The sequence below is a fragment of the Lewinella sp. IMCC34183 genome (assembly GCF_003390915.1).
Lineage (GTDB): Bacteria > Bacteroidota > Bacteroidia > Chitinophagales > Saprospiraceae > Neolewinella.
Window position 1 is genome coordinate 1 of record NZ_QMEM01000011.1, and the last position, 12,911, is coordinate 12,911.

General features: G+C 60.0%; 5 protein-coding genes. 1 reads left to right on the forward strand and 4 read right to left on the reverse strand.

Annotated elements, in window-relative coordinates:
* Positions 1–420 precede the first annotated feature (420 nt).
* Entirely contained in the window at positions 421–1,974 is a 1,554-nt protein-coding gene (locus tag DQG19_RS18490; protein WP_116127787.1) for a hypothetical protein, read from the reverse strand.
* A 471-nt stretch (positions 1,975–2,445) separates the two neighbouring features.
* Entirely contained in the window at positions 2,446–3,465 is a 1,020-nt protein-coding gene (locus tag DQG19_RS18495) for a PorP/SprF family type IX secretion system membrane protein (RefSeq protein WP_116127788.1), read from the reverse strand.
* A 154-nt stretch (positions 3,466–3,619) separates the two neighbouring features.
* Here DQG19_RS18495 and porU point away from each other — a divergent pair, with 154 nt between their 5' ends.
* A complete protein-coding gene (gene porU, locus DQG19_RS18500) occupies positions 3,620–7,516 on the forward strand; it encodes a type IX secretion system sortase PorU (RefSeq protein ID WP_116127789.1) in 3,897 nt (1,298 codons plus the stop codon).
* A gap of 191 nt (positions 7,517–7,707) precedes the next feature.
* Here porU and DQG19_RS18505 read toward each other — a convergent pair whose 3' ends face one another.
* Positions 7,708–9,426, reverse strand: coding sequence for a RagB/SusD family nutrient uptake outer membrane protein (locus DQG19_RS18505; RefSeq protein WP_116127884.1), 1,719 nt, complete (start codon positions 9,424–9,426; stop codon positions 7,708–7,710).
* 78 nt (positions 9,427–9,504) lie between these two features.
* Positions 9,505–12,753: a SusC/RagA family TonB-linked outer membrane protein gene (locus DQG19_RS18510; protein WP_116127790.1), complete on the reverse strand. Its 3,249-nt coding sequence runs from the start codon at positions 12,751–12,753 to the stop codon at positions 9,505–9,507.
* Positions 12,754–12,911: the final 158 nt, after the last annotated feature.

The window sequence follows — 12,911 nt, forward strand, 5'->3', positions numbered from 1 at the left end:
CGTCGTCGAGGACATCATCACCCGCAGCGCCGAGGTAGCCTCCAACAACATCGTCGTCGAGGACATCATCACCCGCAGCGCCGAGGTAGCCTCCAACAACATCGTCGTCGAGGACATCATCACCCGCGCCTAGTCCGCAGCGAACGTCAGGAATTACCTGTACCGGGCGAGAAGTGCTTAATTCCGCCCCACCCACAACATAATCCGATACGTGTAACGTTCTGTAAAATAGGCAGTAGGCACAATTTTAGCCTCCCCGCACCCCTTTTAGAACTCACCACGCCCGGCACTTACGCCTTATCGAGATCACCTTCATTATTCACCTAGGACCCTTGCCGGCCCGCAACCCGATTTCACTATGGTAGAGGATATCATTTTCTAATCGCCCGAGGGCCGATCCTTTCCCCGCCGCAGCTGCCCCTATTTGCCCCTCACCCGCAGCTTTCTTCCGTCGGGGCTACTGGTCTCCAGGTTTTCCAGGACGATCTCCCACAGGGTTTCATACCGAACTATTTCGGTGCTGTTGGCCCGACCCAGAAGCTTCGCCTGCGGGCTGACCATCTTCTGGTACGTTTTTTGCGACTTCCGCAACGTTGCCGCCCGGTGGAAGTTTGACTTTTCGGCGGTAAGCAACAGCTTAAAGAAGCAGTTGTTCCTTAGGTTCTCGTTATTCATCAGGTACCGGCTGCCGTAGCGTATGAGCGCGTCCGTCCGGTCAATGATGCGCCCGTACTGATCGTTGATCAGCAAGTAGAGAACCTGTAATATCAGGATCTGGATATTCATGCCCTGCTTGTCCTTCGAGTACGAGGGGACGTTATTCACGAACTTGAACAGTTTGAAATCCGGAAGCTTACCCTTCATTTGGTCCGGATCAATTCTTCCGGCCAGGATCAGAATATTAATGTAAGCCTCCAGGATAAGCCAGTATTCGACGTGCTGTTGCTTCAGCAGCCGCTTGAGCGCACGACGGTCGACCACCGCAAGTTGCTCGTAGGCGTAGTCGAAGTTGCCGGTCTGCAGTCCCAGCGTTATCGCGTATTCGGAAAGCTTCAGGTGGTTGATGGAGCCTTCGGCAATCATCGCCTTGGCCCGCTTCACCTGCAGGTACCCTTCCTTGAAATCCCGCAGCTTGACCGAGCACTCCACGCGGGTAAGCGCCATTAGGCTCAGGGACTGGTTACCGGCTCCCTTACAGTTACGCAGTACGGTTTCCGCCTCGTTGGCCGTCTGAATGGCCTCCGGGTAATCGCCCAGCAGGGTCAGGCTGTGCACCTTCATGATGAAGAAGGTGGCCTGCATAGCCGACACGGTGGGGTACTGCTTCACCAGTGGCTCGCATTCCGCTACGTACCCGGATACCTCCTCGCCAATTTCGTTCGGTAGCAACTTGTGCGCATAGATCATGCGCCGCATTTCCCGGTAGTAGCTGGAAACCTTATTAAGTACCCGCTCGGCCTCGGCGTAGTGATCGGCGAGGGCCTGGTACTTCAGAAATTGCTTCTCATCGAAGCCAACCCCCAGATACAGGCCCGCCAGGATCGAAGTCAGCCTACTATTGATGGGCAGGATCTCGTAGTCCTGTACCCGGCGGAGAGTAAGATGGGCCAGGTACTTCACACTCTGCCAGGCCCGTCGCGTCAGCAGCAGGCTGATGAGATTAAGCTGGCGGTAACCGTTTACCTGGGCATTATCGTAGGTACGGTAGTTGGCGGAGTACACATCATCGTCCATGATGGCCGTAGTGATGAGATCCCGCAGGCGGCTCTTCAGCGCCCGGTAGGCGGGATGGCTGCTGGTCGCTTCCTCACCGTATAGTTTGGTTACGATCTCTTCTTCGGTGAGATCTCCCTTGCGTACAAGGGCATGTAGCTCGGCAATCATGGACTGTTTGCCCTTCGCTTGGCTGATTTTGAGCAGCTTGCCCACTTTTTTCGTGGGGGCTACCTCTAAAAGCTCTCTTATATCTTCCATGAGGACATTCCGAAATTAAGGGTTTTGGAACTATTTCGGTGCCTCTAATATACAGTAAATCAACACATTGAAAAAACTAAGCTAAAACAGAAGGGGCTTTTTAGTGCTGCAAAACAGGCGTTTTTGCTTGTTTTTCCTTCAGTTGCCCCTGTATATTTGTACTATCGAAAACGGGAAAACACCTAAAACTAACTTTCTACGAAGATCTAATTCTTGAGTTTTATGAAATTGTGTTTGTTCATAGTGTCTCTTTAGTTATAATTCGCAACCCTGAATGTGGGGTTCTAATTTCATCAAAGGAGTGGTTGACATAACTAGCCTCGTGTCAGCTAACCGGTTTAAGCGAAATTATAACGACAGCGCCAACCGCATTTCGGTTGGCGCTTTTTTATTGCGCATACGCCAAGCGGTCAGCGATGGCCCCAAATGTAAGGCGCGCATGCCATTTCTCCCAATTTGTTTTAAAGGTTGCTACCGAAACATGCCTAGGCAGTCGTTGTAGCGATCGGCGTGCCGCCGCCGCTGCAGCTCCGCGCTGTTGCCGAAGTCAATGGCAAAGCTCAGTTCGAAGGTGGCGCCCAGGCCACCGGGAACGTTGCGCAAACCCGATATAACGCTGTCGTAGCTCAGGCCGATCCGGAGGATATCCTCCCGGAACGTTACCGCGGCGATAAAGCCGTCCGGGTTCCCGAAAGCGTGGCGGTACCACCCCCCGACAGAAAACAGTCCGTAGCCGAAGTAGGCCCCGAGGTTCAGCTGCTGAAAGCTGGCCTGGCTGGTGAAGAGCAGATTAGGAGTTACGTAGGCCGGCCGCCGCGGGTTGCTATACCGCTTGAGGTCGAACTGGGCGCCGGTATGCAGACTGAAGCGCTGGGGCCGCCCGGCATAAAGGTTATTGTCGAGGGCGAGCAACCCCTCATCGGGCCGGTTGAGGTGCTCGATGCTGAACCCCCCGTAAAGGTTCTTGGCGTAAAAGAGCACGCCGGCACCCAGGTCCGCCGACGTCTTGGAAATTCCCGCCAACTGTTCCTCCGTTACGCCGCCGGCCCCGGTAAGGGGATCTATAATGTCGCCGAATACCAGTCCGCCGAAATCAATGCTGCTGCTGAGCAGTCCCCCGCTGAGCCCGATGCGGGCGTGCAACTCCTTGCTGACCCGTACATCGTAGGCGTAGACGATGGCGAACTGACTGTTCTTATATAAGCCTTCTAGTTGACTATCGGTCAGCATCCGGAAGCCAAAGCTGGAGGGTGAATTATTCACCGGCTGCTCGAAGCTAGCGGCAAAGGTGGTGTACGCACTCGGATAGCTCGTATGCTGGCTGCGGTAATTCAGGGTGATTCGCGGGGCCGCGCTTACCCCCGTGAAGGCGGGATTCAGCTGGAGGGGCGAGGCGTAGAACTGGCTAAACACCGCATCCTGCGCGCCGCCGGCCCCGGGGCAGCAACAGAGCAGCAAAAGCAGTAGCGGCAGGACGAAGGATCGGGGCATGCCTAAAGCTAATCGCTGCGGTGTCGCTTTCCAAATCGGTACGCCGGGCGGTCGCCTTTCCGACAGCCGCCCCCCGCACAACGGCAATCTGCCCGCGCCAGACAACGTTTCCCGACCGGTACTGTATCTTAATTTCAGGCCCTAATGCCGTTCTATGCTGAAGCCCCTGCTCCCCCTGCTTTGCCTCTTATTTTACACCTCACTTTCGGCTCAGGCAACGTACCGGCTACTGGTCGAATGGGGGGAACCGACGCTGATCGAGTGGGAGGGCGAGCGGCGCGTGGTGCTGTCGTACCGGCTGGCGGGGGAAGCGGCGGGGCCCGCAGGTGCGGAGAAGTCCGGTGAACTCCCGGCGTTCGTGCATGCCTTTTCGGTACCCTCCGGCACCGCCATGCGCGTGGAGGTCCTCGGGCTGGAGAGCGAGCCCTTCACGGCACCTGCCGCCTTCGACGCGGCACCCGCGGAAGAATTCTCCTTCGCTTACGCCGCCAGCCGACAACCGGACGGATGGCTGGGCAAGGTCAGCGGTCCCGCGCTTATCCGCGACGCTTCCGGTTTGCGCCGCCTTACCGCCCTTACCTTCCGACTGGTCCCCGACGCCGCGGCCCTCGTCGCGGGCCGGGGACGCTCCGATTTCGCCGGTACTTCCGTCCTGGCCAGCGGCTCGGTATACCGTTTTGCGGTACCTACCTCCGGCATGTACAAACTTACCCGCTCGTACCTGACCGACCAGCTCAAGGTGGATCTGACCGGCGTTGACCCCCGCGACATAAAGGTGTTCGGCCAGCCAGGCGGCATGCTGCCGGAAACCGTGAACGACATGCCCCCCGACGACCTCTACGAGCAGGCGATCCAGATCGAGGGGGAAGGAGACGGCAGCTTCGACGGGGGCGATTACATCCTGCTGTACGGAGACGGGCCCGACAGCCGGAGGTATGACGCCACGGGTGACCGCTTCCGGTATACAAAGAACATCTACGCCACCGAAAACTACTACTACCTCCAGGTGGGGACCCCCGGCCGTGGCCGCCGCGTTTCCGATCTGCCTACCGCCAGTGCGGGCACGGAGACGAACAGCTACGACGTCCTCTTCCGCTTCGAAGAGGACCGCTACAATATCCTCCACGAACTGGGGGGCAACAGCCACGGCTCCGGCCAGTCGTGGTTCGGCGAGTTTTTCAAGATTTCCCGCGAGCGCAATTACCCCAACCTGGTCACCTTCCCCGACCTGCTGACCGACCGGCCGCTCCGGGTCCGCGCCCGGATGGCGCTCCGCTCGGAGGCCCGGAGCACCTTTTCCGTAGAAGTAAATAACAACGAAATCAGGAGCACGCCCGCCCCGGCGGTGATCTTCGGCGCGGAAGAGCAGCGCTCGGCCGCCATCCCCACCGAGCTGGTGGGCACCGCTCCGGCCAGCGGCGACCGGGTGAACGTACGGGTCTCCTACCCTATCCCCGCCGGCGCTAACCAGAGCGAGGCGTGGCTCGACTGGATCGAGATCCGTGGCCGCCGCCGCCTGTCCTTCGGGGGGCAGAACCAGTTTACCTTCCGCGATACCGAAACCGACGAAGCGGCGGCCGTGACCTTCCGGTTGGCCAGCCCCCCCGCCGACGCCCGCGTGTGGCGCATCGACGGCCAGGACGTTCGCGCGGCTTCCCTGAACGCAGGTACGTTTACCGCCCCGGCCGCCGGCTCGCTATACGAGTACGTCGCGTTTCGGTCCAATAGCGAACTGCTGACGCCGCGGGCCGTAGGTCCGGTGGCCAACCAGAACCTTCACGCGATCGACGCGGCAGACATGATCATCGTGACCCACCCGGATTTTCGCGCCCAGGCCGAGGTCCTCGCCGAGCATCGTCGGGCACACAATGGCTACACGGTGCGGGTAGCATCCACCCAGGAAGTCTACAACGAATTCAGCGGAGGCCGCGACGACGTCGGTGCCATCCGCAACTTCGTTCGCATGGTCTACGAGCGGGACGCCGACCTGCGGTACCTCCTGCTGTTCGGCGACGGGAGCTTCGACCACCGCGACATTTACGGGCTCGGCACCAACTTCATCCCCACCTTCCAACACGACGGGGCCTTCACCCAGGTCAAAAGCTTCCCCGCCGACGACTTCTTCGGCATCATGACGCCCGCCGTGGACAACCAGCCGCTGGCCCCGGACTTGAGCATCGCCGTAGGCCGACTGCCCATCAAATCCGCCGACGAGGCCGGCCCCGTGGTGGACAAGCTTGTCCGCTACGATACCGACCCCTCCGCCTTCGGCGACTGGCGTACGCGCATGGTGTTCGTCGGCGACGATGAGGACGGCGGCAAGCACACCATCGACGTCAACCGGGTAGCGGACGCCGTACAGAGCCGTAAACCCGACCTGAATTTTGACAAGCTCTACTTTGACCTGTTTCCCCAGCAAAGCCTCTCGGCCGGCGACCGCTTCCCCGATATCACCGAGGGACTGGACCGTGCCGTCTTCCGCGGCGCCCTGGCCGTCACGTACCTCGGCCACGGGGGACCGCGCGGCTGGGCCCAGGAGCGGGTGCTGACCATTCCCCAGATCCGTAACTGGACCCGCCCCGCCGGTTCGCCGGACCCCATTCAGCCGCCGGTCTTCATTACCGCCACCTGTACCTTCAGTAACTACGACGACGCCAGCTTCGTCAGCGCCGGAGAGGAGGCCCTGCTTACCCCACGCGGGGGCGTGATCGCGCTCATGACCACGACGCGCCCGGTGTTCGCCACCCGGAATTACGAGCTCACCAACAATACCGTTCAGGCCATGCTCGACCGCCCCGGCGGCGAGTGGCGTAGCCTGGGCGACATCATCCGCATCGCCAAGAACGAAACCACGCCGATCGACCGGGGATCTTTCCTGTCGGGCGACACCGAGAACGCCAGGAAGTACACCCTGCTGGGCGATCCGGCTACGGTAATCGCCTTCCCGCAGCACGCGGTACGCACCACCGGCATCGACAGTTTACCCGTGGACCTTACCCGCTCCGATACGGTGCGGGCACTGCAGCAAATGCGCGTCAGCGGTGAGATCGTCGACGTCAGTGGCAACCTGCTGAGCACCTTCAATGGCGAGGTCTATCCCACCATCTTCGATAAGGAGCAAACGGTGCCTACCCTTCAGCAGGACAGCGACAGCCCCCTGCTGGAGATCGATGTGCAGCGCAACATCGTTTTTCGGGGCCGGGCAACCGTCACCAACGGGAAGTTCAGCTTCGAATTCGTGGTTCCCAGTGACATCGACTACGATTTCGGCCAGGCCAAGATCAGCTACTACGCGGCCGACCGGTCGGCCCGCACCGACGCAGCCGGCTACTACGACCGCCTGATCATCGGCGGTACGGGCGATGCGAGCAACGGCAACGACGAGGGGCCGGTAGTGGACATCTTCCTCGACGATACCGACTTCGTGCCGGGGTCACAGGTCGATCCGGACCCCGTCCTGTTGCTGCACCTCTCTGATGACCTGGGCATCAACGTTACGGGCAACAGCATCGGCCACGATCTTGAAGCCGTACTGGACGAAGACTCCCGAAACCCGATCGTACTCAACGACTACTACGAAGCGGACGTGGATAACTTCCGCAGCGGCAAGGTCCGCTACCCCCTGTTCGACCTCGAGCCCGGCCGCCATACCCTTACGGTACGGGCCTGGGACGTTGCCAACAACAGCGCCGTTTCCACCACCGACTTTATCGTGGCCAACAGCTCGGGTAACGCACTGACCCACGTTCTGAACTACCCCAACCCTTTTACCACCTCTACTTGCTTCCAGTTCGACCATACGCTGGTGGGTCAGGAAGTGGACGCCCTCATCCAGATCTATACCGTGAACGGGCGGCTCGTGAAGACCCTTGAGGCCCCCTTCGCCGTCAGTGATGGCTCGGTGCGGCAGGACGACTGCATTCGCTGGGACGGTCTCGATGACTACGGCGATCCGCTGGCGCGGGGGGTCTACCTCTACCAGGTACGGCTGATCGGCGACGGAACCAACGTCATCAATGGGGACCTCGAGAAGCTGGTGATCCTGCGGTAGACGCCGAGTGGGTTCTTCCCGGCGACCAGGTTCCTGGCGGAGTCGCCGGGCGCACCGTAAGCCTGCCCCCTCAGGCCAGCCGTCGGTACGTGTGCACCTGGAAAACGGCTCCTACCCGACCACATACAATGAAAGTGGCCAGGACTCCGTAGAATCCTGGCCACTCGCGGTAGCGGTTAACCCGTAGACTACTAGTAGCCGGGGTTCTGTCCGAGTACATCAAGTCCCTGCAGGTCGATCTGTCCCTGGGGGATCGGGTAGTAGAGATCCTGGGGGGAGGTAAAGACCGCGCCGCCGAACTGGACGGGGAGGTACTGCTTCTCGTAGTTGATGTAACCGGGGATGAAGCTTTCCAAACGGCCCCAGCGACGCAGATCGAAGAAGCGGTGGCCCTCACCGGAGAGTTCCAGCTTTCTTTCGAATTGCACGATCTTACGGGCGTTATCCTGGCTGCCCAGGTCGTCGTAGGTAGAGATTTCGTAGTTGGCGGGAGAATCTTCCAGTACGGAATTAGCGGCACGTTCGCGGACCATGTTGATCAGGTCCTTGGCCCGGTCGAGGTCACCCAGTTCGATCTCGGTTTCGGCCAGCATAAGCAGCACGTCGGCGTAGCGGACGACGATGTAGTTCACGGCCGGGTAACCACGGGTCCAGCTCGTACCATCGGAGAAAGTGTTCTCCTGCGATGCGTAGTAGATGAACTTCTTGGGAGCGTAAGGACCACCGTGGCCCTGGTCGCGGATCCAGTTGCGGCCGGGGAAGGGGCCCCAGTCCAGGTAGGGAATACCCCGACGGCCTACCGAGTGGTCGAGGCGGGGATCCACCGGCTTGTCGTCGATCGAGTAGGGATCGGCGGAGGCAAGGCCGAAGTCGGAAACGATCTCGTTATCGGCGCTGCGGTACCCCTCGTCGAAGATGGGCTTACCGTCTTCGGTGCGGAAGGAGTTGACCAGGTCGAAACTGGGCTGGAAGAATCCACAGCAACCGCCAGGTCCGCTGGAGCCGGTGTTGTTGGGAAAGTTGAGTACAAAGTCAGGGTTCGCGTTGTTGACCGTACCCGTGTTCGCGGCTGCCTGGATCGCGAAGATCGACTCCTTGTTGTTGTCGAAGGCGGCATTGAACAGGTCAGGGTAGTTTTCCATCAGACCGACGGCCTGTCCGTTGGCGGTCTGTCCGTTTTCGACCACCCAGTCAAACAGGTTCTTGGCCTCGGGGTACTTCTTCTGGAAAAGGTACGTCTTGCCGAGGAGGGCGGCGGCGGCGGTCTTATTAGCGCGTCCGGCCTGGTCCTGAATAGCCGGCAGGTTGTCGTAGGCAAATTTGAAGTCAGCCTCGATTTCCGGCCAGAGACCGGACGACGGGGTGGTGACGGCCTCTTCGGAGGTCATGTTCTCCGTGATGAAGGGCGCCTTGTCGAAGGAAATTTTCAACTGGAAGTAGTACAGTCCCCGCAGGAACCGGCCTTCGGCGATCGCGCCGGTGCGGAATTCCTCGCTAACGTTGGGATCTTCGGAGCCCTGAGCGATGGAGATCGCCGCGTTGGAGCGTGCAACGCCCTCAAAGAGACCGTTCCAGCGGTCGGAAGGGACCCGGGAGGTGGGGGTAAGCTGGTACTCGACGACCTGATTAATATCGGTAAAGTCACCGGTTTCCGTACCCTTGTTGGCATCACCGCCCTGGATAGAGCCGTTGGTCCAGTTGGAAGCACCGGAAAAGTAGTTGCCCCGGCCGCCCAACTGGGAGTAGGCGCCCAGCAGGAGCCCGTCGATACCGGCGCGGCTGCTCAGGACCGACTCGTTCAGGGAGCCCGTCGGGGCCACTTCTAGAAAATTGTCGGAACAGCTGTGAAAAGCCAACCCGAACGCCGAAAGGGCGACAAATAGATACGTGAGACGTTGTTTGGTCTGCATGATGTTGTTGTTGTAATGTGTTCGTGACGCACCGGGCACCCACCGCATCTTGGTCGATGGGTGCCCGATACTCACTAATTAAAATCCGAGGCTTACGCTGAAGTTGTAGCCCCGCGTGACCGGGTAGTTACCCAGGTCGACGCCGAACAGGGTATCGGCGGCACCGCCTACGGCGGGGTCCAGGCCATCGTATCCGGAGATGGTGAACAGGTTGTTCGCGGCCAGGGAAACGCGGAAGTTGGTCAGCGCGCCGTTGAACAGCTCGTCGGGGAAGGTGTAGCCCAGCGCGATGTTCTGCAGACGCAGGTAGTCGGCACTCTCCACGTAGTAGCTGTTCGACTGCGTAGAGGTGCTGAAGTTGGAGACGTTCTCGTAGATCGGTACGTCGGTGTTGGGGTTCTGGGGCGTCCAGCTGTCCAGCACGCGCGTCGAAACCGCGGCGCCTACGAAGGTGCCGTAGAAATCCGTGAACCACTTAGAGTAGTTGTAGACTTCGCCGCCGAGTGCGGTGTAGAAGAAGGTCGTCAGGTCGACGCCTTTGTAGTTGAGGCGCAGGTTGAAGCCACCGGTAAAGTCCGGTACGGCGCTACCGAGGAATGTACGGTCGGCCTCGTCGATGATCCCGTCGGGTACACCCGTGAGTTCTCCGGCATCGTTGCGGCTGTTGTTATCCTCGTAGCGGAAGCGGCCGGGAGCGGCACCTTCCTGGGTGGGAGCGTTCGCCACTTCCGCGGCGCTCTGGAAGAGTCCGGTAACCTTGTAACCGAAGAAGCTGGACAGCGGCTGGCCAACCTGGTTGCGCACGATGGTACCGTTGATCCGGGGGCTGGCTACGTTGGTATCAAAGAAGTCTACGTCGTCGGTAAACTTGGTGATCTCGTTGTGCAGCAGGGCACCGTTGATGGTAGCCTCGATACTGAAGTCGGAACCGATCTTGGTCCGGTAGATGAACTGGGCGTCGATGCCCTCATTCAGCATGCTGCCGATGTTGACCGACGGCGGCGTGGCGGATGGGCCGAGTACGTTGGGCACGGCCAGCTGTACCAGCAGGTCGTTGGTCTGCTTGCGCCACAGGTCGACGATGATGTCGAAGTTGCCACCGGCCAGGGTAGCGTCAAAACCTACGTTGGAAGTAACGGAGGTTTCCCAGCGGGCGGCCTCCGTTCCGATACGGCTGCGGTAGAAGCCGGCGATGGCCGACGAGTTGGTGCCGCCGATGTCGTAGCTCGAAGCACCCAGCGACGTGCCGTAGAGCGAGAAGCGGTTGTCACCGGAGACGTTGTTCGAGTTACCCATCTGCCCCCATCCACCGCGGATCTTCAGGTCGGTAAAGAGCGTCTGGTTCTGCATGAAGGGCTCGGCGGTCACGCGCCAGGCGGCGGAGATGGCGGGGAAGGTTCCGTAGCGGCTGTCGGCACCGAAGCGGCTCGAACCGTCGCGCCGCAGTACACCGGTGAGGTAGTAGCGGTCGTTCCAGTTGTAATTCAGCTGGCCAAAGACCGAGTAAAAGCGGCTGCCGTTGCTGAAGTCCGAAGTGACCACGCGGCTGCTGACGTTATTGAGCGACACGAAGTCGGGGCTCTCACTGAAGGGGTTGATGCCCGAGCCGTTGCTGTTGCGGTTCTTGCCGATCTCGAGAGCCTCTACACCCAACAGAACATTGAGATTATGTCCGCCGGAGAACTCGGTGGCGTAGGTAGCCGTGTTGGTCCAAATCCAGTCGGTGCTGTACCCCTGGAATTCGTTGTAGGAGAAGCTACCGATGTTTTCGGCGTTCTCGTAGGTGGAGCGGCCGTAAGCGCGACCGTTGTAGCCCGTGTAGCGGCCGCCGAAGCTGCTGCGGAGGGTGAGGGATTCAATAGGATCGAACTCCAGGTACAGGTTGCCGAAGGCGATGTTGTCGAAGTTCTGATTGTTGGCCAGTCCTTCCCGTTCGGCGACGGGGTTGCGGGGGTTACCGAAGCCGGGCGCCCGGGTACCGGCGTAGCCGCCGAAGACGTCACGGACGGGGATCAGCGGGTTGAGGCGGAAGGCGGAGAGGATCTGGTTTTCCTCGTTCGCGCTGCCGGCACCTCCCCCGCCGCCGGTAAGGCCCAGGGTCTTGCGGTGGGTAAATTGCAGGTTTTGCCCGAAGCGCAGGCGGCTGCCGAGGTCGAACTCGGTATTCATCCGCGCGGTGTACCGCTCGTAGGAGTTGTTGAGCAGAATACCTTCCTGGATCTGGGCGCCCAGGCTGACGTAGTAACGAGCGGATTCCGTCGAACCGGTAAAGCCGACCGTATGGCGGTTGACCATGGCCCGGCGGGTAATCTCGTCGTACCAGTCGGTTCCCTCCCGGTTCGCGCGAACGACCTGGTACAGCGGACCCGCATTCGGGTCGATGTTGTACTGGTTCCGCTGTTCTTCGAGGTCGATTTCGCCGGAGACGCCGCCGATACCGCCGACCAGAATGTAGTCGGGTACCACGGGCGAATTGCCCTTGCCGTACTGCGGGTGGTCGAACACCGGATCGGTACCGTTGGCGGCAGCGGTGTTGCGGATGGCCTCCCAGGTTTTCAGGGCGTCCTGCTCGGGGCTGAGGATGGGGTTGCCGCTACCGGGATCGGTAAAGCCGACCAGGCCGTTATAGCTTACCCGCAGCGGAGAGGGCTCGGCGCTGCCCCGCTTGGTCTGGATGACAACCACCCCGTTGGCAGCACGCGCTCCGTAGATCGAGGCGGATGCAGCATCCTTTAGGATACTGGTGTTCTGGATGTCGTCCGGGGACAGGAAGTCGATATTGGTCTGCGGTACACCGTCCACCACGTAGAGCGGGTTGTTGCCGCCGAACGAACCGAAGCCGCGGACGCGAATGATGGACTGGGTTCCCGGCTGGCCGTTGGTGATGACCGTTACACCGGCCGCGCGGCCCTGCAGCTGCTGCTCGACGTTACCCGAGGGGATAGCGGTAAGCTCCTCCGTGCTGACCGTGGAGATGGCACCGGTGGTCTGCCGCTTGCTGGTTACGGCGTAACCGGTAACGACGATTTCGTCCAGGGCTACACCCTCCGTCATGACCACGTCCACGACCGTCTGCCCGCTCAGGGTGATGGTCTGGGTTTCGTAGCCCGTAAAGGAATAGATGAGGTCTACTACGTTTTCCGGAACCGTGAGGCTGTAGTTACCGTCCAGGTCCGCGACGGTACCGGCCGAGGTACCCTTGGCTAGAACGGTAGCTCCCACCAGCGGAAATCCGTCCGGATCTGTAATGGTTCCGGTCACCGTGGTTTGCCCGTAGATGGCGGCTGAGCACAGCAGCGCCATCAACAGGCTCAATAATTGTTTCATGATCGAGATTAAGTAAGTGAGGCAATTTTTGTTGATCGAGTGCTAGTTAACATTAACCAGATATTTCTAACACGCCGCTAACATACCGAATAATTAGAAGATAAGGAGAGGGGAAAATTCCACGTTTGCCCGACGATGTACGGCATTGTCTTGCACCT